Annotated in this window: 21 protein-coding genes, 1 tRNA gene, 3 rRNA genes and 2 pseudogenes; 3 read left to right on the top strand and 24 right to left on the bottom strand. The window is 40.3% G+C overall.

Annotated features, from left to right (window positions below):
* Positions 1–142: 142 nt before the first annotated feature.
* The 8 genes from rpsO to JJN12_RS03475 form a co-directional block, all read right to left on the bottom strand.
* Positions 143–409 (bottom strand): 30S ribosomal protein S15, encoded by a 267-nt coding sequence (rpsO, locus tag JJN12_RS03510; RefSeq protein ID WP_208428392.1) that lies wholly within the window; start codon positions 407–409, stop codon positions 143–145.
* 134 nt (positions 410–543) lie between these two features.
* Positions 544–1,392, bottom strand: coding sequence for a hemerythrin family protein (locus JJN12_RS14105; RefSeq protein WP_236013677.1), 849 nt, complete (start codon positions 1,390–1,392; stop codon positions 544–546).
* A 251-nt stretch (positions 1,393–1,643) separates the two neighbouring features.
* Positions 1,644–4,539: ribosomal RNA gene (locus tag JJN12_RS03500) — 23S ribosomal RNA — on the bottom strand.
* Between the two features lie 680 nt (positions 4,540–5,219).
* Positions 5,220–5,337 (bottom strand): 5S ribosomal RNA (gene rrf, locus JJN12_RS03495).
* Between the two features lie 62 nt (positions 5,338–5,399).
* Positions 5,400–6,933: ribosomal RNA gene (locus JJN12_RS03490) — 16S ribosomal RNA — on the bottom strand.
* The 16S, 23S and 5S rRNA genes sit together here, the layout of an rRNA operon.
* A gap of 389 nt (positions 6,934–7,322) precedes the next feature.
* Entirely contained in the window at positions 7,323–7,601 is a 279-nt protein-coding gene (locus tag JJN12_RS03485) for a glutaredoxin domain-containing protein (protein WP_208428391.1), read from the bottom strand.
* A 36-nt stretch (positions 7,602–7,637) separates the two neighbouring features.
* Positions 7,638–8,462, bottom strand: coding sequence for an MBL fold metallo-hydrolase (locus tag JJN12_RS03480; RefSeq protein WP_208428390.1), 825 nt, complete (start codon positions 8,460–8,462; stop codon positions 7,638–7,640).
* 192 nt (positions 8,463–8,654) lie between these two features.
* A complete protein-coding gene (locus tag JJN12_RS03475; RefSeq protein ID WP_208428389.1) occupies positions 8,655–9,206 on the bottom strand; it encodes a TetR/AcrR family transcriptional regulator in 552 nt (183 codons plus the stop codon).
* A gap of 176 nt (positions 9,207–9,382) precedes the next feature.
* On the opposite strand from JJN12_RS03475, the gene JJN12_RS03470 reads away from it, so the two are divergent.
* The gene (locus JJN12_RS03470; protein WP_208428388.1) at positions 9,383–10,591 is read left to right on the top strand and encodes a linear amide C-N hydrolase; all 1,209 of its coding nucleotides are present in this window, start codon (positions 9,383–9,385) and stop codon (positions 10,589–10,591) included.
* Between the two features lie 87 nt (positions 10,592–10,678).
* On the opposite strand, the gene fic is transcribed toward JJN12_RS03470, so the two are convergent.
* The 13 genes and pseudogenes from fic to JJN12_RS03415 form a co-directional block, all read right to left on the bottom strand.
* On the bottom strand, positions 10,679–11,284 hold the full coding sequence (gene fic, locus JJN12_RS03465; RefSeq protein ID WP_208428387.1) for a protein adenylyltransferase Fic: 606 nt from the start codon (positions 11,282–11,284) through the stop codon (positions 10,679–10,681).
* Positions 11,284–11,616: a nitrous oxide-stimulated promoter family protein gene (locus JJN12_RS03460; RefSeq protein WP_208428386.1), complete on the bottom strand. Its 333-nt coding sequence runs from the start codon at positions 11,614–11,616 to the stop codon at positions 11,284–11,286. Before JJN12_RS03460 ends, fic begins: the two co-directional genes overlap by 1 nt.
* A 113-nt stretch (positions 11,617–11,729) precedes the next feature.
* The gene (locus JJN12_RS03455) at positions 11,730–12,530 is read right to left on the bottom strand and encodes a HEAT repeat domain-containing protein (protein ID WP_208428385.1); all 801 of its coding nucleotides are present in this window, start codon (positions 12,528–12,530) and stop codon (positions 11,730–11,732) included.
* A 159-nt stretch (positions 12,531–12,689) separates the two neighbouring features.
* Positions 12,690–13,589: a nucleotidyl transferase AbiEii/AbiGii toxin family protein gene (locus tag JJN12_RS03450; RefSeq protein WP_236013676.1), complete on the bottom strand. Its 900-nt coding sequence runs from the start codon at positions 13,587–13,589 to the stop codon at positions 12,690–12,692.
* Entirely contained in the window at positions 13,580–14,173 is a 594-nt protein-coding gene (locus JJN12_RS03445; protein WP_236013675.1) for a type IV toxin-antitoxin system AbiEi family antitoxin domain-containing protein, read from the bottom strand. Before JJN12_RS03445 ends, JJN12_RS03450 begins: the two co-directional genes overlap by 10 nt.
* A 264-nt stretch (positions 14,174–14,437) precedes the next feature.
* Positions 14,438–14,536: pseudogene (locus JJN12_RS14705) on the bottom strand (methionine--tRNA ligase subunit beta); the annotation flags it as partial.
* A gap of 6 nt (positions 14,537–14,542) precedes the next feature.
* Positions 14,543–14,716, bottom strand: a complete 174-nt coding sequence (locus tag JJN12_RS14700; RefSeq protein WP_408610903.1) for a Fic family protein — start codon at positions 14,714–14,716, stop codon at positions 14,543–14,545.
* 291 nt (positions 14,717–15,007) lie between these two features.
* Entirely contained in the window at positions 15,008–17,314 is a 2,307-nt protein-coding gene (locus JJN12_RS03440; RefSeq protein ID WP_208428384.1) for an ABC transporter permease, read from the bottom strand.
* On the bottom strand, positions 17,314–18,018 hold the full coding sequence (locus tag JJN12_RS03435) for an ABC transporter ATP-binding protein (RefSeq protein WP_408610925.1): 705 nt from the start codon (positions 18,016–18,018) through the stop codon (positions 17,314–17,316). Before JJN12_RS03435 ends, JJN12_RS03440 begins: the two co-directional genes overlap by 1 nt.
* A 172-nt stretch (positions 18,019–18,190) precedes the next feature.
* Positions 18,191–18,787, bottom strand: coding sequence for a TetR/AcrR family transcriptional regulator (locus JJN12_RS03430; protein ID WP_208428382.1), 597 nt, complete (start codon positions 18,785–18,787; stop codon positions 18,191–18,193).
* A 180-nt stretch (positions 18,788–18,967) separates the two neighbouring features.
* On the bottom strand, positions 18,968–20,878 hold the full coding sequence (lysS, locus tag JJN12_RS03425) for a lysine--tRNA ligase (protein WP_208428381.1): 1,911 nt from the start codon (positions 20,876–20,878) through the stop codon (positions 18,968–18,970).
* A gap of 11 nt (positions 20,879–20,889) precedes the next feature.
* Positions 20,890–21,360 (bottom strand): transcription elongation factor GreA, encoded by a 471-nt coding sequence (greA, locus tag JJN12_RS03420; protein ID WP_208428380.1) that lies wholly within the window; start codon positions 21,358–21,360, stop codon positions 20,890–20,892.
* 173 nt (positions 21,361–21,533) lie between these two features.
* Positions 21,534–21,604: transfer RNA gene (locus tag JJN12_RS03415), tRNA-Gln, on the bottom strand.
* Between the two features lie 267 nt (positions 21,605–21,871).
* Between JJN12_RS03415 and JJN12_RS03410 the strand changes: the two genes are divergently transcribed.
* Both JJN12_RS03410 and trpS read left to right on the top strand, forming a co-directional pair.
* A complete protein-coding gene (locus JJN12_RS03410) occupies positions 21,872–22,384 on the top strand; it encodes a flavin reductase family protein (protein ID WP_328706787.1) in 513 nt (170 codons plus the stop codon).
* A 48-nt stretch (positions 22,385–22,432) separates the two neighbouring features.
* The gene (trpS, locus tag JJN12_RS03405) at positions 22,433–23,515 is read left to right on the top strand and encodes a tryptophan--tRNA ligase (RefSeq protein ID WP_208428379.1); all 1,083 of its coding nucleotides are present in this window, start codon (positions 22,433–22,435) and stop codon (positions 23,513–23,515) included.
* Positions 23,516–23,645: 130 nt separating this feature from the next.
* Here trpS and JJN12_RS03400 read toward each other — a convergent pair whose 3' ends face one another.
* The 3 genes and pseudogenes from JJN12_RS03400 to JJN12_RS03390 form a co-directional block, all read right to left on the bottom strand.
* Complete coding sequence (locus JJN12_RS03400) at positions 23,646–24,956, bottom strand: threonine/serine exporter family protein (protein WP_208428378.1); 1,311 nt, start codon at positions 24,954–24,956, stop codon at positions 23,646–23,648.
* A pseudogene (locus JJN12_RS03395) lies at positions 24,943–25,782 on the bottom strand (tRNA 2-thiocytidine biosynthesis TtcA family protein); the annotation flags it as partial. The pseudogene JJN12_RS03395 and the gene JJN12_RS03400, both read right to left, overlap by 14 nt.
* Positions 25,783–25,802: 20 nt before the next feature.
* On the bottom strand, positions 25,803–26,282 hold the full coding sequence (locus JJN12_RS03390; RefSeq protein WP_208428376.1) for an S-ribosylhomocysteine lyase: 480 nt from the start codon (positions 26,280–26,282) through the stop codon (positions 25,803–25,805).
* Positions 26,283–26,401 lie beyond the last annotated feature (119 nt).

Below are 26,401 nucleotides of genomic sequence, written 5' to 3'. Positions count from 1 at the left end.
GTAAGGCTTACGACGCTTTTACAGTATAACATGTATTTGTGTCATTTTTATATATATTTTTAGTTTTTTATCTTAAAAAAAGCAAAAAAAGGATGCCAAATGACATCCTTCAGTGTTTGTGTGTTGTGTGTTAATAATCCTATTACTTTCTGAGTCCTAAACGAGCGATAAGCTTACGGTATCCCTCAAGGTCCTTCTTCTGATAATAAGCAAGAAGTCTTCTTCTTGCACCAACCATCTTAAGAAGACCTCTTCTTGAATGATGATCCTTTGCATTAACAGAAAGATGTGCGTTAAGCTCTGCGATTCTCTCAGTAAGGATAGCTATCTGAACCTCAGGTGAACCTGTATCTCCAGGTGTTCTGCCATATTCCTTAATAAGTTCGGCTTTTTTCTCTTTTGTTATCATATTATTCTCCTTTCATTGATTCGCTGTCGCCAAGTATAAGGTCGGAGTATCCATATACTGCGCGGCAGTATTCTATGTGTGCATGCACACTCAGGTTATTCTATCATAAATTATTAAATAAGTAAAGTATATTTTTACTTAAGTTCCACAACGGGTATGAGCTTATCGGCCTTTAATATATGGTTAGCCAGCCAATCCAAGAGGAAATTCAAGAGTCCGGTCAGATATTCATCCTGATTTTCATCCACATCATCAAGATTAATATTCTCAATTTTCTCTACAAACATAGAGTGTGCCCTCTTCTGATCTTCAAGTCCCTTATAGTTGATGCTCTCCATATACTTCTCTTCATCTGCAAAATGAACCTTTGTATATTCCAAAAGCTCACCAAGCACATTACTAATCTGGTCAAATTTATCATAGAGAAAGTCGTTATGCATCACATCGTTTGCCTCTTTGATGATTTCAAAGAGCCTTTTATGTTCATCATCAATAAAACTAACTCCAACCAGATATTTACTTGTAAATGCAAATGGATCTGTACTTTCTTCTTCAATATTTTCTTTAGAAGCCTTCTTTTCAGATATAATAACAGGCTTACTAATAAGAGTATCCTTACTCACAATATGGCTGTACAGCCACTTAATCATAAATCTAATCACTTCGTCAAGCTTTGCCTTTGCAGTCTCATCTACCACACTGCCAACTTCACTTTTGATTGTCTCTAGTTTATCAGAGAACCATTTATGCTCATTTTTCTGTACTTCAAGCTCTCTGTCCACAGTTTCTGTCATGTAATCTTCTTCTTCTTTGAATCCGTGACTAGCATATCGTTCAAGGTCAGCTATTACCTTCTTAAGTTTCACTATAGGACTATCTGAACTATCTTTTCTAAGTACATAGTTTAGAGTTTCAAAATATTCAATTCTGTATTTATCAATACTAACCGACCCAACAAAGCAATCCTTAGTAAAATTAAACATCATTCCTCCTTGAATATATGGAAAATAAATTCAGTTGCAAATAAATTTGCAAAGAATATTCATGCTTTTCATTTATCTAACAATATATATATCGTATACTTGGACCATTTAATGAACCTGTGAATTGTGTAAAATATAATTGTATTATGTGGGTGATTTTCTATCTCCTATTAAACTAAAAAGGACACCCCTTAGGTGTCCTTTTTACATATATCTTCAAAACTGCAACCGAATCAACATCTTCCTTTTCTTTGGTCAAGCCTTCGACCTATTAGTATCAGAAGGCACACGGATTACTCCGCTTACACCACTGACCTATCAACCTCATACTCTCTAAGGGGTCTTATTAGCCTACGCTATGGGATATCTTATCTTGGAGGGGGCTTCACGCTTAGATGCCTTCAGCGTTTATCCCTGCCAAACTTGGCTTCCCAGCCGTGCAGCTGGCACTGCAACTGGTCTACCAGCGGTTCGTCCATCCCGGTCCTCTCGTACTAAGGACGGCTCTCCTCAAATATCCTACGCCTGCGCCAGATAGGGACCGAACTGTCTCACGACGTTCTGAACCCAGCTCGCGTACCGCTTTAATGGGCGAACAGCCCAACCCTTGGGACCTACTACAGCCCCAGGATGCGATGAGCCGACATCGAGGTGCCAAACCACTCCGTCGATGTGAACTCTTGGGAGTGATAAGCCTGTTATCCCCAGGGTAGCTTTTATCCGTTGAGCGATGGCATTCCCACTTACATACCACCGGATCACTAAGTCCTACTTTCGTACCTGCTCCACCCGTCGGTGTCGCAGTCAAGCTCCCTTCTGCCTTTACACTCTGCGAATGGTTTCCAACCATTCTGAGGGAACCTTTGAGCGCCTCCGATACACTTTCGGAGGCGACCGCCCCAGTCAAACTCCCCTCCTGGCATTGTCCCCTGCCCGGATAACGGGCAAAGGTTAGAAACCAGATACACGAAGGGTGGTATCCCAACATTGACTCCGCAGAAACTGGCGTCCCTGCTTCTTAGTCTCCCACCTATCCTGTACATCATATATCTAATCCCAGTACCAAGATGGAGTAAAGCTCCATGGGGTCTTTCCGTCTTGGCGCAGGTAACCAGCATCTTCACTGGTACTTCAATTTCACCGGGTGCATTGTTGAGACAGCGCTCAAATCATTACGCCTTTCGTGCGGGTCGGAACTTACCCGACAAGGAATTTCGCTACCTTAGGACCGTTATAGTTACGGCCGCCGTTTACTGGGGCTTAAGTTCGTACCTTCGGATTACTCCTAAGCACTCCCCGTAACCTTCCAGCACCGGGCAGGCGTCAGCCCATATACATCACCTTACGGTTTCGCATAGACCTGTGTTTTTGCTAAACAGTTGCTTGAGCCTATTCTCTGCGGCCTGTATCTCTACAGGCACCCCTTATCGCGAACTTACGGGGCCATTTTGCCGAGTTCCTTAACAATGCTTCTCCCGCCGGCCTTGGGATACTCTCCCCATCCACCTGTGTCGGTTTACGGTACGGGCTCTGACTACACAATAGCGGCTTTTCTCGACGGCTCTCCCAGGAGCTTCCCTACTTATATTTCGGTCCGCATCACACAGTCCACTTACCCGGACGGATTTGCCTGCCCGGCATAAACCATGCTTGCACCTGAATCCTTTACAGGCACTCCCTGAATCTCCGTGTCCCCACATTTCTGATAGCCAGAGGTACTGGAATATCAACCAGTTGTCCATCGCCTACGCTTCTCAGCCTGAGCTTAGGTCCCGACTTCCCCAGGGAAGATCAGCTTTACCCTGGAAACCTTGGATATACGGCCTGAAGGATTCTCACCTTCATCTCGCTACTCATTCCGGCATTCTCTCTTGATAACTCTCCACGGCTCCTTACGGTACCGCTTCTTCGTGTTATCAATGCTCCCCTACCAACATACCTTACGGTATATTCCATTGCTTCGGTGTTATGTTTCAGCCCCGGACATTTTCGGCGCAGGACCTCTCGACTAGTGAGCTATTACGCACTCTTTGAATGAATGGCTGCTTCTGAGCCAACATCCTAGTTGTCTTCGAAACCCCACATCCTTTACCACTTAACATACACTTTGGGACCTTAGCTGATGGTCTGGGCTGTTTCCCTTTTGACTTTCCGACTTATCTCATACAGTCTGACTCCCGGTAAACATCTATATGGCATTCGGAGTTTGATACGCATTGGTAGACTTTGACGCCCCCGCAGCGATTCAGTGCTCTACCTCCATTAGACTATACCGAGGCTAGCCCTAAAGCTATTTCGGGGAGAACCAGCTATCTCCGAGTTCGATTGGAATTTCTCCGCTACCCACAGCTCATCACCGCCTTTTTCAACAGACGTGTGTTCGGACCTCCATCCACTTTTACGCAGACTTCATCCTGGCCATGGGTAGGTCACCCGGTTTCGGGTCTGCCGTTACTGACTTACCGCCCTATTAAGACTTGGTTTCCCTTCGGCTCCGTACCTTAAGTACTTAACCTGCCAGCAACGGCAACTCGCCGGACCGTTCTACAAAAAGTACACGGTCGCACGTTAGTCGTGCTTCCGCAGCTTGTAGACACAGGGTTTCAGGTTCTCTTTCACTCCCCTCCCGGGGTTCTTTTCACCTTTCCCTCACGGTACTATACTCTATCGGTCACCAGGTAGTATTTCGCCTTGGGGGGTGGTCCCCCCTGCTTCCTACGGGGTTTCTCGTGTCCCGTAGTACTCCGGATACCACTGAATCACAGTCTGTTTCGCATACGAGGCTTTCACTCTCTTTGGCCGGCTTTCCCAAAACCGTTCTGCTACCTACTGCTTCTTCGTACGTGGTCCTCAACCCCAAGGATAAATCCTTGGTTTGGGCTTCGTCCCCTTTCGCTCGCCACTACTTAGGGATTCGATGTTTCTTCCTCTTCCTCCGGCTACTTAGATGTTTCAGTTCGCCGGGTTCCCTCCGTATGACTATGGATTCATCATACGGTGACAGAAGTTCTTTCTGCCGGGTTTCCCCATTCGGATACCTGCGGATCAAAGGATATTTGCTCCTCCCCGCAGCTTTTCGCAGCTTATCACGTCCTTCTTCGGCTCCTGGTGCCAAGGCATCCGCCCTGCGCCCTTGTAATCTTGACCATTATTGAATTGGGAATGCCACAAGGCGTAAGGCACTGTGCAAGCTTGCTTGCTTACGGTGCCTGATGCCTTGTGGGGTGCGTTTCCATGAAACGCACATCACGAGCGTGAAATGCGAAGCATTTCTGCGAGTGACCCAATTCAATTTAACTTTTGATAACTTATATTGGTTCTCTTTAATTTAACACTGACTAGCGTATCAGTATTAAACCTTTTTAATAAATACATTGTTTTATTGAATTCTAAATCACACTTGTTTTTCAACTTGTGCTAATCAGAAATTCAACTTCTCGATGTTGTTTCATATCTAGCTGTATATCTCCTAATGATTAAATCACTAAAAGCTATACTTGCATAAATATTTGTTCGGTATGCAGTTTTCAAGGTACATTTGACTGACTTTTCAATCAGTCATTTGATACAACCAACTAACAACTATTATCTAGTTATTGATTACATCAAATCACTAATTGAAGGCTTTAGTCCTTTTTAAGCTATTCTGCTATTCCAAGCTTTAATTCTTTTAAGATACTTCCGTTCGAGCTTCGCTCTTACTCGAAGAGTGTAGTGTTTATTAGAGGAAGTTCTTTTTCGCTTCGCTCAAAAGAACGACTTAAATTCTAAATTCATACTTCGCCTTCGGCTCGCATTCATTAAGAATTTAATGTCAAGAAATTAATGTCTGGCAGCCACCTACTCTCCCACACCGTCTCCAGTGCAGTACCATCGGCCGCCCAGGCCTTAACCTTCGTGTTCGGGATGAGAACGGGTGTGACCCCTGGACGCATCGCCACCAGACGTATTTAAGTTATCTCGTTGATAACTAGATAGTAAGACAATCTCTACTTCTTCTTCCTTAGAAAGGAGGTGATCCAGCCGCACCTTCCGATACGGCTACCTTGTTACGACTTCACCCCAGTCACCAGACCTGCCTTCGGCAGCTCCTCCCTTGCGGTTAGGCCACTGACTTCGGGCATTTCCGACTCCCATGGTGTGACGGGCGGTGTGTACAAGACCCGGGAACGTATTCACCGCGACATTCTGATTCGCGATTACTAGCGATTCCAGCTTCATGTAGTCGAGTTGCAGACTACAATCCGAACTGAGGCAGCCTTTCTGAGATTCGCTCCGGCTCACACCTTCGCTTCCCTCTGTAACTGCCATTGTAGCACGTGTGTAGCCCCGGTCATAAGGGGCATGATGATTTGACGTCATCCCCGCCTTCCTCCGAGTTATCCTCGGCAGTCTTTCTAGAGTGCCCGGCCTAACCGCTGGCTACTAAAAATAGGGGTTGCGCTCGTTGCGGGACTTAACCCAACATCTCACGACACGAGCTGACGACAACCATGCACCACCTGTCTCTCCTGTCCCGAAGGACTACAGACATTACTCCGTATTCAGGAGGATCTCAAGACCGGGTAAGGTTCTTCGCGTTGCGTCGAATTAAACCACATGCTCCACCGCTTGTGCGGGTCCCCGTCAATTCCTTTGAGTTTCATTCTTGCGAACGTACTCCCCAGGTGGAATACTTAATGCGTTTGCGACGGCACCGAAAGGCTTATGCCTCCCAGCACCTAGTATTCATCGTTTACAGCGTGGACTACCAGGGTATCTAATCCTGTTTGCTACCCACGCTTTCGAGCCTCAGCGTCAGTTTTGGTCCAGCAGGCCGCCTTCGCCACCGGTGTTCTTCCTAATATCTAAGCATTTCACCGCTACACTAGGAATTCCGCCTGCCTCTCCCATACTCAAGTTTAACAGTTTTGGGAGCAGTCAGGGGGTTGAGCCCCCTGCTTCCACTCTCAACTTGCCAAACCGCCTGCGCTCCCTTTACACCCAGTAAATCCGGATAACGCTTGCCCCCTACGTATTACCGCGGCTGCTGGCACGTAGTTAGCCGGGGCTTCTTAGTCAGGTACCGTCATCATCTTCCCTGCTGATAGAGCTTTACATACCGAAATACTTCTTCACTCACGCGGCGTCGCTGCATCAGAGTTTCCTCCATTGTGCAATATCCCCCACTGCTGCCTCCCGTAGGAGTTTGGGCCGTGTCTCAGTCCCAATGTGGCCGTCCGACCTCTCAGTCCGGCTACCGATCGTTGCTTTGGTAGGCTTTTACCCTGCCAACTGGCTAATCGGACGCGGGCCCATCCTATACCTGATTGCTCATTTCCCGACAAAACCATGCGGTCTCGCCGACTTATGCGGTCTTACCAGCCGTTTCCAGCTGCTATCCCCCTGTATAGGGCAGGTTGCCCACGCGTTACTCACCCGTCCGCCACTAAGTATTACAGTCTTCCATCCGAAAACTTCTGTCTGTAATCTCCGTTCGACTTGCATGTGTTAGGCACGCCGCCAGCGTTCATCCTGAGCCAGGATCAAACTCTCATAAAAAGTGTTTGCCTTCGTCAGAACAAGCTGACATTTATCATCTCTTGCTTATTCCGTTATCGACCGGCTAAAGTCGATAATTTTTACTGTTTTTTTAAAGGTGTATAAGCATTACTACTTATACGCGTTCGTTTGAATTTTCAAGATTGTCTCACTATTTAGTTATCAAGGTTCTTTGCCTTACAAACCGCTTGTATACTAGACTTTTTAGTTTATATCAAGTAGTTTCTTGTGGGGCAACGGATAGTATGATACCACAGTTTCGACATATTTGTCAACAACTTTTTTAAAGATTTATTAAAGAAATTTTTAAAACCTGCCGATATAGTAAGATGCACCCTAAAAAGGTGCATCTATGCAAATATCTTACGTCTAAGCAGAACCCAACTTAGTTATGCTAAGTACACAGGATCTAATCCTTTATTTCTAAGGTAGGTCTCCCAGTCTGTAAACACGGTTCCATCCTCATCAATGCACGCAGGATAGGCGATATCATAGACCTTTTTAAGTCTGTCAAAAACAGGATTGGTGTCGCGGTATTTTAGAAATTCTTTTAAGTACTGTAAGTTGGTATGCACATCCAAGAATTTATAATCTATTCCATATCTGTCAAAATTATATTTACAGTTCTGGCAGTCTGGACACATCTTGCTTCCATATATCGTAATCATAATTTTCCCTTTCTTAACTCGTAGTCAACCAAAGACTTAATTAAAAGTGAATTTCTCACCGGACTTGATGGACTGTTTTACCCCCGGCTTCGTAGTAACACCGATCATATTTTTTGCATACTCAGGGTGGTTTGTCACAAGCTCATCCACAATCTCGTACATTCCATGGAGCTGAATAGGGGCCCAAGTCTTGTAATTAGCCACCTCCATATATCTCTTTATGGTACGCTCTCCTACATCACCAAACTTAGGTTCAAGTGGAAGCATGGCAAAATCAAAGGTTCTTCCTTTTATTTTATCAGTGCATTTTTCAAATTCATCTTCACAATGGTCAAGATAAGCTTCATAATCAGCAATACTTAAGTCAGGATGCTCTAAAGACATTTTTTGATACCATTTATTATACTCTTCCTCTGAAGCAGTCTGATTGAGGTAGAGAGTTCCGGCATGGAAAATAGTTTTACCCTCTATTTCAACTATAAAGCCCACTCCCATCTCTGTAGCAGGAATTGAGGTAACAAGCATTTCCCCATTCTCAGAATAAAGCCTTGCATCTCCTCCAAAGCAGCTTACATGGTCCTGAATTTTTTCAGGAAGACCGTCTAAAAATGTGTCAACCTCCGGGATAGAGTGGTCGTATCCTATGAAAATCTCTGCATGGGGAAGCTGTTCAACCGCTCCAAAAATCTCAGGCCTGAAGTGATCCTGATTGATATTACTTGCAAATATGTAAAGTGGCTTCTCTCCCCTGATAGGCGGAATATCTCCCTGATACCAATCGAAAATCAGAGTAGCACTCTCAAGCTCAAGCAAAAAACCACTATGTCCTAAATATATACCTTTAGCCTTAAAATCTGACATTAACCCATCCTCCAAAAATTAAAATATTTCATTAACTAATCATCCTTAAGATTAATTCAATAACAAAGTTCATTATACCATATAATTATTTCAACTAAAAGTTTTTTTATAATACAAGTAGCAAAAGCATAAAAATTCGTTTATGGTTTTATTGTAATAGAACTTATTATTGTTTAAGACCGCATCATATTATTACAATTCTGCAAATTTGTTAACTGCTCCTATCAACTTTATCAAAAAATCAACCAATTCTTCTATAGACTGCTTAAACCCACCTTGTATCCACTGCTTAAGGACACTATTACATCCATCTGCTATAAAGTAATACATCCATTCCTGCTTATCTTCAGGAAGTCCTGGGAAGTACTCAAGTAATACTTTCTTATTATCTTCATAGCAAAGCGAAAACAGCCTTTTGCGAAATACCTTGCCCTGACTCTCAGAAAATAAGGCAACATAAAGCTTCCTTTTTTCAGAGATATCAGTTAGAATAATTGTAAATATATCGGAGAGGCTTGACTTGTCAATATGCTCTAAATTAGCCTGCAAATTGTCAATAAGCTCATCTTCTATCTGCTCCAACAAATCATAGGTATCCTTATAGTACTTATAAAATGTAGTTCTATTAATGCCTGCGGCAAAGCAGATTTCTTTCACAGTCATCTTGGCTATAGGCTTATTCTTTAGAATGTTTAGAAAAGCCTCAAATATCATTTTTTTGGTTAACTTAACTCTTACATCCATAGTATTCTCCATTTAGCAACATTTTTATAGTAAGTGTTGTTTAAGTCAACACCTGTAAGCAATTTGATGATTGATAGATTATTATCATAAAAGTATAATAGTCTGGTTAAAGCAACAGGTGTCGACAAACTTATTGTAACCCCAAGAAACTATTAATTCAACAAAAAGGAGTTAAAATGAATACTAAAAAAAGAGCTGTCAGGCTTATTTCCGTTTTTTTCATAGGGATAGCCTGTATATTTATCATTCTTCTAATTGCTGTATTTGTACTCTGGCACAACGAGATATCAAGCGTGACCTCTATAAAGAAAATCAGCGATGCCAATCCGGAGCATGGCGATGGAGCTGTCTACACAATGAAGGTATCCGGAGATTATTATTTTGATGAATTTCTTAAGGAGAACGGCGCTAAGAATGATACCGAGCTTATAAGCTTTATAACCGGGAAGATTACCAAGGGAATCATCCCTATGAAGATTAAGAATTCCGAAATTGCCTGCTCAGCTTTTACTGCCTCAACCTCAGACGGCAAGCGCATTTTCGGACGAAACTATGATTTTAAAAAGACAAACACTATGATAGTCCATACCAATCCCGGCGGGGGCAGACATGCTTCAGTTTCAACTGTTGACCTTCAGTTTGTCAGCGTTAATATCGATACAGGTATCACAGGCTTAAAAGATAAGATACTATGTCTGGCTGCTCCCTACGCACCCCTTGATGGAGTAAATGATGCAGGGGTGAGCTGTGGAATATTTATGTCCTATCAGGGCGAAAATACCGTTCCTACCGATGTAAATACCGATAAGCCAGACCTTACCAGCACTACTATGCTTAGGATGGTTCTTGACTATGCGGACAATGTTGATGAGGCCGTTGAAATGATTCAAAAGTATGATCTGCATGACTCAGCCAAGACCTCTTATCACTATATGATTGCAGATGCTACAGGTAAAAGCGCCATCTTAGAATGGGTAAATGGTACCGATTCTACCGATAACGATGCTTCAAAGAGAAAGCTAAATATTATCTATAACGACCCTGCTAGGGATGGCAACTATCAGATAATTACCAACTACATACTTTCAGACGGATATTATAAAGATGTGCCTGAAAAAGAGGCACACGGAGTTGACCGCCTTAAGATGCTTGAGGCTGCTCTTGCACCAAAGGGCGGAGTGCTGGTAGACGAAGAGGAAGGAATGAAAACTCTTGCAATAGTTGGCCGTAGAGGGATGAACAATGAGGATAGCAACTCCTTAACCATCCACAGCGTTGTCTACAATCTCACTGACAAGACCGCTATCTGGGTAGATAATGAGCATTTTGGTGAAAAAGAGCATACCTTTATATTAGATTTGGAAAATACCAAGGCTTCTAAATAATCTCTAAAATCAATATAAAATGCTTCCAGCCAATAAAAAAGTGACTGTCTCAAGTTGTGATAGTCACTTTTTATTTTTGAAATATATTTATAATTCATCTGCCTTGTAAGTAGCATAGCCCTCATAATAATAGCTGTAATCAAGGCCTTTCATAAAAACCTCTCTGTCGTCTGTTTTATCAGTCAAAGCCGAAAATAAAAGAGTCTTGATTTCGATATCCTTGACCGGACTTCTTTCCATCGCTAATAAATAATCGTCTTTATCTACTTTGCTCCAATCCACCACCTTTTTAAGTTCAGATTTTAATATTAAATCAAGCCATATCCTTGCACTTCTCCCGTTGCCTTCCCTAAAAGGATGGGCAATGTTCATTTCGACATATTTCTCAATTATCTCATCAAAGGTAGACTGTGGCATTTTCTCTATGCTTTTAAGAGCCTCATTAAGATAGATTGTTGGGGCAAATCTAAAATTTCCTTTTGCTATATTAACCGTTCTTAGCTGACCTGCAAATTCATATATGTCTTCAAATAAATGGCGATGGATTTTAACAAGTGCTTCAAGACTTCCAGGCTTTAATTCATTCATAAAATCTGTTTGAAACAAGTCTATAGCCTTTTTCTTACTTATTCTCTCTTCTTCATTGGCAAGCTTAAATGAGTCGGTTATTCCAAGTTTATTATCTATCGTCATTATTTCCCTCTTCTTTTATTCTTAATTGTATCAATTACATGTCTGATAGCTAAAATCGGATGACTAAGCAGTAGTCTTGGTCCTGAAAACCGCATTACATCTTTGATTTTACCCCTCATCTCAGGACTGTAGCAGTGCGACTTACAGTTTGAGCAAAATGTCTTTGTCTCCATAAAGGGGCAACGGTCTATGCGAAACATAGCATAGTCGTGTAACTCCTTGCAGGAAGGACAAAGCCCCTCCTTCTTTCCATGCTTCTTTTTGCAATACCACCTTATCATAAATGCTACGATATCTTTATCGTTCTGCCTTTTCTTTTCTATCTTATCCATAGAGATTTACCTTCCGAAATTTAAACTCCACCTTGTGGTTTATATTCAAATGTTTTAAGTATAATAATCACCTTACTTCTGTATCATCATATCACAAGTACTAAGCTCAGCCTTCACATTATATCATACTTATCTAAAAATTTCACAGCGGATTTTCTTGCCTTTTCTACTTTTTCATCATCCGTATTATCTATATCAGATGTTCGCAGCCAGCGCTTTCTAAACAAAGTCTGCGCCGCTTCTATCATTATCGCAGAAGCCTCGATATCTTTCTCAGCTTCAATAGCTTGCATAAATGCTTTAGCAGAAAGCTTACATATTGTCTCTGTTTTTATCCTATGAAATGACATTTGCATGAGGCTCGAAGCTGACCAAGCCCTGCAAAGCTCATCTTCATCAATAAGCATCCGCTTTGATAAGATATCTGCTTCTCTCTCGGATCCAACCCAGCCTAATGCTATGATTACCTTCTGCCTAAGCTTACTGTCCTTTGTTGCTAAAAGCAAAGCTAGTATAGGATTTAATCTATCACAAAAATCTATATAAAAATCTCTGTGTTTCATTTTAGACAGATTTTCCGCCATCAGATAAGCTGTATTTACCTTTTCTTCCTCATCCTCAGTTTTATCAAGTTCACAAAGTAAAAACTCAAGTCCTTCTTTTCCGTGCCTGTCAAAGCTACTTGATATATTTAACCTATTACCTTCTTTTAAGTCCTTACAGATAAGTTCATAGTGATAGGCAATTTCCCTGCTGCCACCTAAGTCAGCTATAAATTTAATTCTTTCTGCTCCTGGGAAATTATGCTCTGCCAGCTTATTGTAAGCTTTCTTTAATTCTTCCACAGTGAGATTTTCTCTACGAAGCTTTTCTGCTTCTATCTCATGTATGATTATATCTGTTTGATTTGACATTTTTGTGTCTCCTAAACTTTTGTAATATTAACTCACATTGCTTTATTACAGTATACCATAATCTATCAATTAAACTCCAATCACCTTTTGATCGACTTGACAACTTGACCACTTTAAATGCCCACTAAGAGATAAAAATAGCTATCAGTAGGCATTCTTTTAATTCCACATTTTACTTTTACAACTCCAGTTTTTATTAAAATCTTGATTTGCTATCAACATCTCATAAATAGGTTCAATAAATGTAATAAGCCTATCTATTACTTCTTCAAATAATAATTTCGAGTTCTTTACAGGATCAAATGCAGTCCACTGAGTATTTAATACAACGTTATCCTTAAATTCTCTGATTTCTGTGAAGGCATCTGTTTGTAACACCCTATTTCTGTGTGTTAAAGTGCTTCTAAGTGCTTGCGTAAGGACAATACCTTCAAAATCAAATATCCCACAAAGATAATAAATATCATAAAAGTCCTTCATTCTACTTGTTCCAGACATCCTCTGAAGAATTGCATCAAATTTCTCTGCAATTGTACTCTCCAACGAATATGTAAAAACCTCAGGTGATACAAAACCAGAAAGTCTTGTAACAATAGTTCTTTTTACAGGGATTGGCACAATTACATCATCAATACCTATATCAATAGAAAATGGAATTCTCACTTTCTCAATTCTACCAATAAGCATAGTCTTCACACCAGGATATTTTTTATCGACTGTAATTGGCTCTGTGTCCAAAACCTCAAGCTTTATAAAATCATTTCCTGTGCTGACATTACATATACACTCCATTGTTTGCCTTATATTCTCAAGGCTTCCATGAAGTTCTCTAATCATAAAGTCTATGTCTCTAGTAGGTCTGGAATCAAATTCTGTAAGTGTGTAGATGAACATTCCACCTTTTAGTATCAAATTATCGGAGTACCTAGACACAGATAGTTTTCTTAAGAATTCTTCCTGAGCAAAAAGTTGAAGTACCAGCTGAAATGATATCCCTTCTTCTTTTGACTGATTCTTCAATCTTGCTAAAACTGATGCAGCTATGTTTTTCAAAGCCATACCCCCAGAACCTCCCTCACCTTTTTTTCCACTTGAAGTTGCTTCGCATATTTCACCAATCTCGCAGTAACCTTGTCGGGATCTTGAATATATCTTTGAATGGCTGTATTGAATACTTCTCCATCGACTTTATTTCTATGAAGAAGAAGATCGCAAATTGTTCTTTCTCTATTATAAATCTTGACCAATTTACCATCAATTTCTGCTTCTTCTATTCCCACCTTATATCTCTCTCTTTTAATAAAATGGGGCTTTATAATAGGATAATCAATATAAAACCTTGTCCTCGTGCTTTTATTATCCACCGCCAAGTGCCAAGCAGATGGAGTCCTGTCAGTATATCCATAAAAATCCAGTGCACTTTCCATACATATTACTCCATCTGGAAATAATCTGGTTATAACAGGTATATCAGAAAACGAATGCTCGCCCAAATATTGATAATATCCTCTCCTTACCTGCTCTATCTCACCTTCTTCCAGCGCATTCTGAATCTTCTTATAATAAAAACCTTCCTCTTTAAGTTCAGCAGTACTCATTATTCCACCATATTTATCAAAAATTGATCTAAGGCTTTTACTCATCACAATTACCTCTTTTAATTATATTATACAATTATCTATATATTTTTGTATAGTTTAATAATTATATTATACTTTTTAATCCACTAAATGTCAATGTAATTTGGCTTTTTCCTTTGATCTTATCTAAAAAATTTATTAGCTAAAGTAAATACATATTTTTAGATAGAAAATTCCGACAAAAAACGCCCGGACTAATCCGAGCGTTTTACATTGTTATTCAATTTTCTTATTTCTAAATACACCTTAAAAGCAACAAGCTTTCTTCTAGTACAACTTCGCCCCAGCTGGTATTCTGTTATCTACCATAAGAAGGTTAAGTCTCTCCTCGCCCTCTTCACTGTGAATAGCTGAAAGAAGCATACCACTTGTTTATGCCTTTATATATTTCTGCTTGCTGCTGTTTGGCTTTTCAGGGATTGTGCGTTTCAGTCTGCCGCTGTTAAGTAACGGCATCAAAATCTTTTTCCGGAAATAGTCCCTGGAACTAATATCACAAAATTCCTGTATTTCAGCTCTTGTCCTGGCTTCTGTGCAGCAATTCATTAAGTTTCACAATATCCAGCTTGACTCCGATCATCTTTTAATCAACTTGATCACTTGACTTGACCACTTGACTTGACCACTTGCTACAAGAGAAGTCTCTGGGCCTACCTTTGTCCTCGAACCGACAGACAGGGGAATAATGATTTTAAATACGTCATCTTCTATAAATTCAGGCTCTGAACCTGTTAGAAACGTGCACCACTAGGCGTACTGCAGTTAACCCGGTGCGGTAATCTCGCACAGGATTTTAAATATCTGCAGACGGCGGTTATTTTTTCTTAAGACAACATTTTATTCGACCGACTTCAACGATTCGACCATATCTATATGTGCTGTTAACCTGCATACCATAAGCTGGATCAAAAGAGAGCAGCCTACGACGATCAATGAAACAATTATATATGATATCAATCGTAAATGAGGTGAATATGAAATCGTGGTTGTTGAGACTGTTCTGACATATAGTCCAAGAAAATACCATCCGGCAATCGAGCCAATTATCCACCCTGTCACCATGGTGATCAGGCTGCTTTTAAAGATAAGACTCTTTATATCTGTATTGTAGCTGCCGAGAACACGAAGTGTGGCATATTCTCTGTATTTTTCTGTAAAGTTCAATAATCCGAGATTATACTGGATCACAATACTTAGAAGAATGGCTGCTACGATTAGAAGTATGATCACTCCTTGAACGCTGTCCAGCAATTCCTCTGACTCACTGTATTGTTTCTTCAACTTGACTGAATCTTTGATAACAGACATCTGCCTCACATCGTCCAGATTCATGTTGTCATCTGCCAATAATGCGCTGGCTGTAAATGTATTGCCAAGCGATTTCCAGTATGACTGCGACATAAATATTCCCTGAGGGCTGTTTATATCTGCTATCTGGGAGACCTTCAGATAATTTCTCTTTCCCGCTATAAGTATGCTGATAAATCCGTTTTCTTTCACATTCAGATCCCTGGCTGAAGAACCGGATAGAATTATTCCATCATCAGGCAGTTCCAGCACATTTCCATCAGTATCATATGTCGTGAAAAAATAACCCTGACCAATAATAAACAGACTTTCAGAATGAACAGACATTGAGCTTTTTGCCTCACATGACTGTTCGCTTACCCACTGACAGTCGCCTGACAGAAGAGATTCTATTTTTTTGACTTCATCCTCTGTTGGAGACATACTGAGATTTAACTTTTCATAATAAGTGTATTGCCTGCCATAAATCTCACTGTTTACGATGTTGATAGTGTCTTTTAATCCGAAGCTTGACATCAGAAGCATCATGCTCCCTAAAACGCCTACAATTCCTATTGCTGTACGAATTTTGTTCTGTCCTGCATCTCGGATGATCCATCTCCAGTCAAAGCTCAGTCTGTTCCACAGAACTTTAAAATGTTCAGCAAAGACCTTTTTCTGACTCTGCCTGCCAGAAGCACGGAGCAAATCAGCCGGTGTCTCAGCTACGATGGATCTGCATGAGATCCAGGCAGATAAGGTACAGATAGTGATAAGCAGTACAATAAGTATTACTGAATAATACGAATTACGCCCCAGCCATTCAGGCATGCTGTAAAACTTTTTCTGCAGAGAAAGAAGGACAGGGGTTACTGTATATGGTGCAAGCTCATAGCCCAGTAATGCTGCTGGAATGCTGATGACAAGTCCGTAAACAGCATAATGTAGCTGGATCTGAAGAGGATGAAAACCAAGCGCCTTTAATATTCCGATCTGTGTACGCTGCTTCCTGACAATTCTTGTCATAGTTGTGTAAATGGTAAGGAGTGCCAGAAGAAAAAATACGAGTGAAAACATGACAGACATCTTTTTTATCTGCCCGATCTTATTTATGTATGAAGATACAGGTGTGTATTCCGTTCTGTCATAACACATCATATATTTATCACCTAGAATAGTTTTCAAATCTGAGCGCAGTGAATCCACGTCAGTTATATTATCTGTAGTAATTTTTATCTGATTATAGGCTGCATTAGGGACTATCTGAGAAAGAGTATCTGCTGATATGAATCCATAGGTATATTTCGAATGATCTGGCACCGTGGATGTAGATGAACCTGTATAGCAGATATACTCAGGGCTGTAGACCAATCCCTTAACTTCTAACTTTTGACTTTTTTCACCGTAGTATATCTGAATCTGGTCACCAACATGGATTTTCTTATTGTCTGCATAATCTTTATCCAGCCAGATGCCGTCTTCTGTTGGCTTATATTCATTTCCGTTAATACATAAAGGCTTTGATATTTTATTGTCTTTGTTGGATATAAGACAGATATTGACATTGGAATCGCTATCCAGATATGCGCTTTCTACAGCGGAAAGCTGGGTTTCGTTTACCCCATCAAGCTCTTTTATCTGTCCAATATCATCATTGTCAAATCCGAGACCATTGATCCAGATATCTGCCAGATTTGAATCCTTAAAATAGGCAATCTCTTCCTGCTCCATACCGTTCCATACTCCCTCGATACCTGAGTATATCAGCATTCCAAGAGCGCACATGATAAATATCGACAGGAACTGAGATTTCAGTCGCCAGATGTCACGAAGCATTTTACGAAACAGTGTACCCATTACCAGTTTACCTCGTCAACCTTCAAAGGTTTTTCATTTTTCTCAGAAAATTCGATCCTACCGTCCTTTAGGTGTATCACTTCATTAGCGCATAGCGCAATAGATGCATTATGCGTCACTATGATTACGGTTTTGTTATATTTCCTGGCCATATCCGTAAGAAGTTGAAGTACACTCCTTCCTGTAGCGCTGTCCAGAGCCCCTGTTGGCTCATCACAGAGAAGAATGTCAGGATTTTTACATATGGCACGTGCGATAGACAAGCGCTGCATTTCTCCGCCTGAAAGTTCATCAGGAAAATGCTGACATCTATCCTCCAGCCCGACACTACGGATCATTTCCTTTGCGTCAAACGAATGTGGCGTCATCTTAGCCACAATACTGACATTCTCTAGCGCATTAAGTGATGGTATCAGATTGTAAAACTGGAAAACAAATCCTATCTTTTTCCTTCTGTATTCGGTTAGTTCAAATTCATTGAGCTTTGAAATATCGGTATCTGACACCCGTATGCACCCAGATGAGGCTCTATCCATGCCACCTATAAGATTGAGCATCGTACTCTTTCCAGATCCGCTCGGTCCTAAAATCACAGTGACGCTTTCGTCTTCAATGCTGAAGCTGACATGATCAAGTGCCGTTACCTCGCTGTCACCAACATTATATGTCTTTGATACATTCTCAAATGTAACTGTTTTCAATATATTCACCTCGCTATGTAAAGAATACAATATCGTCCTTTTTCGGGAGCAAAATGGAAACGTTCACCATGCTAAACAATGAAATGAGATATTTGCGTACTTTCTGACTCAAGACCGCATACTAGCATCGCCTGTTCAATGGCATTTGTTAATTCTGTGTATACGTAATATCTACTCATTTGCTCTCCTTCTGTTCAGCAAAATTATATAGTTTAAGAATCATTGTCTTGATTGTTGGTAGTTTTTCCTTCAAATAATCGATCTTCTCATCTGGAGAAATTTGATTCATGATATTAAACAATCCTGAAACCAAAAACTCAGTGATAAACTTTGGGTCACTGCAGTTGCATTCTCCATTATCATTTCCAGAAAGTATAAGTTCTGTTACAAGAGGAACCATTTTTTCCCCAACATTGAAAAAAATCCTCTCGTGTGTTATACCGTTTTTCACATTTAGGATTCCCATAAATATGCCAGACTTTTTTTCTGCCGAATCAATAAAAATTTGAAAAATACGATTGATTTTGTCAAAGGTGCTTATATCCTTATCTATCAATTCGTTGACAGCATCTATTATCGCGTCTGCATATCTATCTGCCAACTCCTCCATTACTTCATCTTTTGACTTGAAGTAATAATAGAAAAGTCCCTTTGCTACTCCAATTTCATTGACAATATCCTGTACTTGTGTCTGCTCATATCCCTTCTCCTCAAACAACTTTCCAGCTGTCTCAATGATTTCCTTGCGTCTTTCTTCTTTAGTTTTTGCCATGTAAATTCTACCTCATATTTATTGACTGACTTCAGTCAGTTTTTATTATAATATTTTTTTGATTGTTTGTCAACCAAACAAAAAAAGACCGTCCACAGCTGTCTTTTAGCTATGGAGCAGTCTTATATATTACATTTTATTTAGTTTAATACACATGACACCAATTACAAATTCTTCTAACTAGTACAACTTAGCACCAGCAGGTATCCTGTTATCTACCATAAGAAGGTTAAGTCTCTCCTCGCCTTCTTCGCTGTGAATAGCTGAAAGTAACATACCACAGGACTCAATTCCCATCATAGCTCTTGGAGGAAGGTTGGTAATGGCAACAAGTGTCTTTCCAATTAACTCCTCAGGCTCATAGTAGGCATGAATGCCACTTAAAATTGTTCTGTCTGTGCCTGTACCATCATCGAGGGTGAACTGTAACAGCTTCTTGCTCTTAGGTACTGCTACACAGTCTTTTACCTTAACTGCTCTAAAATCAGACTTACTGAAAGTCTCAAAGTCCACTGTATCTGCAAAAAGCGGCTCTATTTCAACCTTTGAGAAATCAATCTTCTCCACAGGCTTTGACTCTGTGCTTACTGATGAAGATGTCTTCTTATCAGGGTTAAGGCTCTTAAGTGTAGGGAATAAGAGTACATCTCTAATTGAGGCTGAATCGGTAAGTAGCATTACAAGTCTGTCTATACCGTAACCGATACCGCCTGTAGGAGGCATACCATACTCAAGTGCTGTAAGGAAGTCCTCGTCAGTGTGGTTTGCTTCTTCATCGCCTGCTGCAGCAAGTGCATCCTGAGCAGCAAAACGCTCTCTCTGATCGATAGGATCATTAAGCTCTGAATAAGCGTTACACATCTCCCAGGTATTTATGAAAAGCTCGAAACGCTCAACTCTATCCTCTGCTCCCGGCTTTTTCTTGGTAAGAGGTGAAATCTCAATAGGATGATCCATAACAAAGGTAGGCTGTATCATCTTCTCCTCGCAGAATTCCTCGAAGAAAAGGTTGATGATATCACCCCTCTTGTGATGAGGCTCGAAAGCAATATTCTTCTCCTTAGCTATAGCCTTAGCCGCTTCATCTGTGGTGATTGTACTAAAATCAACTCCTGAATACTCTTTTACCGCATCAAGCATAGTTATACGCTTAAATGGCTTGCTAAAATCAAGCTCTATTCCATTGTAAGTAATAACAGCACTTCCACAAACCTTCTCAGCAAGATATCTAAACATCTCTTCAGTAAGGTCCATCATACCGTTATAGTCCGTATAAGCCTGATAAAGCTCCATAAGTGTAAATTCAGGGTTGTGTCTGGTATCTACACCCTCATTTCTAAATACTCGTCCAATCTCAAACACTCTTTCAAAACCACCTACTATAAGGCGCTTAAGATAAAGCTCAAGAGAGATTCTAAGCTTTCTTTCTTCATCAAGTGCATTGTAATGAGTGAAAAATGGTCTTGCAGCCGCTCCGCCTGCGTTTTCAACAAGAAGAGGAGTCTCTACTTCCATAAAGTCCTTCTCTGCAAGGAAGGAACGGATTTCTTTAAGTATCTGTGACCTTTTTTCAAAGGTATTTCTTACGTCCTGATTCATAATGAGGTCAAGGTATCTCTGACGATATCTTGCCTCTGTATCCTTAAGTCCGTGATACTTCTCAGGAAGAGGTCTAAGGCTCTTGGTAAGGAGGGTAACTTCTTCAGCATGTACTGAAATCTCGCCAGTCTTTGTCTTAAATACATAGCCCTTAACGCCGATTACATCACCTACATCATATTTCTTAAATTCAGCATAAGCCTCTTCTCCAATAGAATCTCTCGCTACATAGCACTGCATACTTCCGTATCTGTCTGAAAGGTTGCAAAAGCTTGCCTTACCCATGATGCGCTTAAACATCATCCTTCCGGCTATTGTTACCTGTTTATTCTCTAAATTATCAAAATCATTTTTTATATCTACTGAATGATGTGTAACATCAAACTTGGTTGTCACAAAAGGATCTTTGCCTGCCGCCTTAAGAGTCTCAAGCTTCTCCTTGCGAATTTCAACCTGCTCATTAGTGTCAAGTGCCTGATTTTCCTGTGCCACTATTCTTCTCCTTATTTATGAATCTTGATTACCTTATACTTAAGAGTTCCTGCCGGTGTTTCAACTTCAACAATATCCCCCTCTTTGGCACCCTTAAGTGCTCTTCCTACGGGTGATTCATTTGAAATCTTTCCTTCAAGGCTGTTCGCCTCTGTCGCACCAACAAGCCTGTATACAAGCTCTTCATCGTACTCCATGTCAAGCAGAGTAAAAGTTGAGCCAAGATTAACTGTTCCCTTCTCAGCATCCTCCTCTAAGAATACTTCAGCATTCTTAAGAATCTTCTCTAACTCTTCAATCCTTGCTTCTATATCACGCTGCTCATCCTTTGCCGCATCATACTCTGCATTCTCGGAAAGGTCTCCCTGTTCACGAGCTTCTTTGATTTTCTCCGCAATTTCGCGTCTGCGGTTTACTTTAAGGTTCTCCAGTTCTTTTTCAAGCTCTTTAAGACCTTCATATGTCATTACATTCTTAGCCATAATACCCCCTGATTCGGCACAAATTATCTACGCAATATCACGCCATAGTCACGAAAAAAGTAATTGACTTTATAGGCAATATAAATAGTTTGTGACCTTTAGCATTAATAATTTGGCTTTGCATTTTAAGTGAACTAACAAAAAAGCACTCTCTATGAGTGCTTTTATTGTAACTGGGCTAAAAGGATTCGAACCTTTGATGACGGAGTCAGAGTCCGTTGCCTTACCGCTTGGCGATAGCCCATCAACAACGAAAATAATTATAGCATGGTCAAGCAAAATATTCAAGTGCTTTTTTAAATTTTGTCTACTTTCATAAAGTTTTTTTAATTATAACTCTCTTTTTCTATCCTTTATACAAAAGAAAGGTTTATTCGCACTGTTCAGCGACTAAAAAGCCTTTGACATCCGTATCATTTATTTTGTGTAAAACTTTGCAAAGGTGTAGAAACTAAGCCTTATTTTTGATATACTATTTATATTAAAAATGAAAGCAAACAGGAGGTATAAAGTGCAACATTCATTTCAGCCTTATGAAAATGATATACTTACAATGAATCCATTTAAGATAAACGAGGAGCCTGCCCTTCTCACCTGTGGTACAGAAGGGCACGTAAATACAATGACTATTTCCTGGGGTGGTCTTGGTGTCATCTGGAACAAAGATGTAGGCTTTGTATTTATAAGAGGAAGCAGATACACTAAGGAGTTTCTTGATAAATACGATACTTTTTCAGTGACTTATTTTGCTCCCGACAAGCCAACAAGTCTTATGCTCAAATACATAGGAAGTGTATCGGGACGCGATGAAAACAAAATAGAAAATGCAAGGTTTCATGTAGATTTTTACAATGGTACCCCTTATATTGATGAGGGGCGTGATGTTGTAATCATGAAAAAGCTGTCCGTGACTAAGATTAATCCGGAAGATTTAATTGACCCTGAGATTGACAAAACCTTTTATGAAAATAAAGACTATCATTATATGTACATAGGTGAAGTTATCCAACTTATGTCAAGATAACGCTTTTATATAGCAGCTAAACTCTAATAAATGAAAGAAGGAAGAGAAATGTCTAAGATTATTTTAACCGGTGACAGACCTACCGGAAAGCTCCATTTGGGCCACTATGTCGGCTCATTAAAGAGAAGAGTTGAACTTCAAAATTCAGGTGAATTTGATGAAATATATATCATGATTGCCGATGCACAGGCACTTACAGACAATGCTGATAATCCAGAGAAGGTGAGGCAGAATATAATAGAGGTGGCACTGGATTATCTTTCAGTAGGACTTGACCCAAGTAAGTGTACCCTATTCATCCAGTCACAGATATCAGAGCTATGTGAGCTTTCTTTCTATTATATGGATTTAGTTACGGTTTCAAGACTTCAAAGAAACCCAACCGTAAAGGCCGAGATACAGTTAAGAAACTTTGAGACAAGTATTCCTGTTGGATTCTTTACTTATCCTATAAGCCAGGCTGCCGACATCACCGCATTTAAGGCTACCCATGTGCCTGTGGGCGAGGATCAGGAGCCTATGATAGAGCAGACTCGTGAAATAGTTAGAAAGTTTAACTTCACTTATAGTGATGTGCTTGTAGAGCCAAATATAATGCTCCCTGACAATGAAGCCTGCAAGAGGCTTCCTGGAACTGATGGCAAGGCTAAGATGAGTAAGTCTCTGGGGAACTGTATCTACCTTTCTGACAGTGCGGAAGAAGTGAAGACAAAGGTTATGAGTATGTACACCGATCCTGACCATATAAAGGTAAGTGACCCGGGTAAGCTTGAGGGAAATACAGTATTCACTTATCTCGATGCCTTTGTAAAGGATGACAGCTTCAGCAAGTATCTTCCTGAGTATGAAAATCTGGATGCTCTTAAAGCCCACTATCAGGCGGGTGGACTTGGAGATGTGAAGGTGAAACGCTTCCTTAATGCAATACTTGAAGAGGAGCTTGAGCCTATAAGAGCCAGAAGAAAAGAATATGAAAAAGATATTCCTGCTGTATATGAGATACTTAAAAAGGGTAGCGAGAAAGCAAGAAGTGTAGCCGCAGCCACCCTTTTGGATGTTAAATCCGCTATGAAAATCAATTACTTTGATGATGTTGAACTAATAAAAGAACAGAGCGAAAGATTCCACTAATAAAGATATTAGCAAAAACTGATAAAGTCTTAGCAAACTCATTAGACGAAGTGAAGCGGATGTCTAAGCGGGTTCGGACATTTATCAGTTTTTGCGTTTACAGGTATATCGACCTATTAAATCAAAGTAGTTAAGCCTGCATTCCAAGTCTCTTTCTTCTTCTCTTCCTAAGGCTCTTTATAATCGAATTCGCAATAAGCATGCCAAGTGCCAAAGCAAGTGCAACCGATATAGTACCCACTCCCAGTTTACCAAATTTATGCCATTCCTTTGTTACCGCATAGTGCATAGTTTTATACAGCATTCCTCCCGGCACAAGTGGCATTATCGCAGACACTAAGAATACTGTTGAAGGCGCCTTCTCTCTTACAGCCATGATTTCAGAATAAATATTTATCACTACGGCGGCCACAAAGTACTTCATAGGCTCAGAAGAAACAAAGTATCCCACTCCTATGTATGCAGCCCAACCTATAAAGCCTCCAAATCCAGCTGCCATGAGCCTTTTAGCATTGGTATTAAAGGTGCAGGCATAGCCTATGCTTCCAAAAAACGATGTCACAAGTGTGATGATAATTACCATATAATACGGCAGCTCTACTACACTTGACACTATAGTTCTTGCAAATAAATCCTCATAAAATCTTGATGCAGATGAAAAGCCGAGGGCTATCATGACAGCTATGAGGGTTGCCTCTATAAATCTGATTCCACCTGTGATTGTATCACCGCCAAACATATCCCTTAGTGAATTGGTTAGCATTATACCAGGTATGAGCAGCATTACATCTCCTATACTGACCATACTTACCGAGTCTGCAATCCCCATCCTCACTGCAACTATAGCAAGGAAGCCACCAATAAGAGATGATACCACTATTGGGATAAATTTATTTATTTCTATTTTCTTTGCAAATTCATCAATATACTTAAATATTACAGCTATAGCTGAAGATGTTAGGGCATCTTTAACGCTTCCTCCGAAGAAAAGCGTAAAGGTGAAAGCAATCAGCATGAAAAACAGTATCTGGTGATAAAAGGAGTAATACTTCTCATTCATCAGCTCCTTAAATCTCCCCCTGCCCTCTTTCACACTCAGCTTATTATCACAGATTTCTCTTGAAAGAGCGTTCATTTTCTCAAGTCTGTCCATATTGTAAGCAAATTTATCCACCCTTCTAGTCTGGGTAACAGAGCCATATTCGCCGTAGTATACTGTGACAATCAGGCTAGTGGTTATCGAAAGTGCTTCTGCCCTTACAGCTCCAAAACTCTTACATATTCTTCTTATGCTATACTCTGTTCTTGCAACCTCTGCTCCCGACATCACCATCTGCTCGGCAATATCAAGAACCAGGTCAAGCCTTTCTTCCCATTCACGTCTTTTACTGCCCGTGCCTGTGTCACTTTTTACTGCTTCAAGATTTTTATTCATTATCATAATATTTATCCAAAAAACTATGCTTTTTCCCGCCGTATTTATAGGCGATTACAGTTTCAAGGTTCACATGAGACATACTGTTAAATATATTGGTAGCCACGCTTGGATTTACCTTCGATAGCTCTTTAACTAACTCCTTCATCTCCGCTCTCTTTGAAGTGCCCTCGTCACCAAGCTTCTCCTGCTCTTCTGTAAACCTACAGGCGCATCTTAGAAAGGTCAGGTTATTATAGTTTACCCAAGCCTTTATATGCTCTTCCCTAACCATGTATAGAGGGCGGATAAGTTCCATCCCCTCAAAGTTTTGGCTATGAAGCTTTGGCATCATGGTTTCGTATTTTCCTGCGTAGAACATTCCCATCAGTACCGTTTCTATTGCATCATCAAAGTGATGTCCAAGAGCTATCTTATTGCAGCCAAGCTCTCTTGCTTTGCTGTAAAGATGCCCTCTTCTCATCCTTGCACATAGATAGCAGGGACTTTTTTCTATGTCAAAAACTGCATCAAAGATATCACTTTCAAAGATTTCTACAGGTATTTCAAAAAGCTTTGCATTTTCTTCAATCAGCTTTCTGTTTGTAGGATTGTAGCCCGGATCCATCACAATGAACTTTAACTCATATTCAAACTTCCTATGCCTTTTAAGCTCCTGCATAAGCTTCGCAAGTAAGAACGAATCCTTGCCACCGGATATACAGACTGCAATTCTGTCTCCCTCTTTGATTAGCTCGTACTCTTTTACGGCTTTTACAAAATTGGTCCATATCTCTTTATGATACTTCTTTACTATGCTTCTCTCTATTTCTTTAACTCTCTCTAATTCCTTCATATATACCTTTTCTAAATTTACTCTGCGTAATGTAAATGTGCTTCATCAATGTTTTCTAAAGTATTCTTTAAATATCTGTCTGCAAGCCATTTTGCCATAGGGAGATTCTGGTCAAGGTAGTTTCCACACTCTACAGGGCTTGCTCCCGGTATATCTCCCTCAAAATCCCTTAGAAAAGTGAACATTTCTATCAAAAGAGGAAGAACATCCCCAGACTCCAAATCTCCGGCCATAATGAGATAGCAGCCTGTTCTACAGCCCATTGGTCCAAAGTAGATGATGCTATCCTTATATTTTTCGTGATTTCTTAAAAATGTCGCACAGATATGTTCCAAGGTATGAAGCTCAGCTGTATTCATAACCGGTTCTTTGTTGGGTGTTGTCATCCTAAGATCAAAGGTGGTTAAGACTTCAGAGCCAACTTTATCCTTTCTCGATACATATACTCCCGGTTCAAGTACCAGGTGATTAACTGTAAAACTCGCTATTTTATCCATGATTCCTCCATAGTGTTTGCAATTCTTTGTTTATATAAGTTATACCAGGCTACAGGCATAAGCTTTGTTTTTATCTAAAGATAAATGTCTATTCTTTTTACGCCCTATCCTACTAAACT

Source organism: Catonella massiliensis, assembly GCF_016651435.1.
GTDB lineage: Bacteria > Bacillota > Clostridia > Lachnospirales > Lachnospiraceae > Catonella > Catonella massiliensis.
This window is presented reverse-complemented; position numbering and strand designations above follow the sequence as displayed.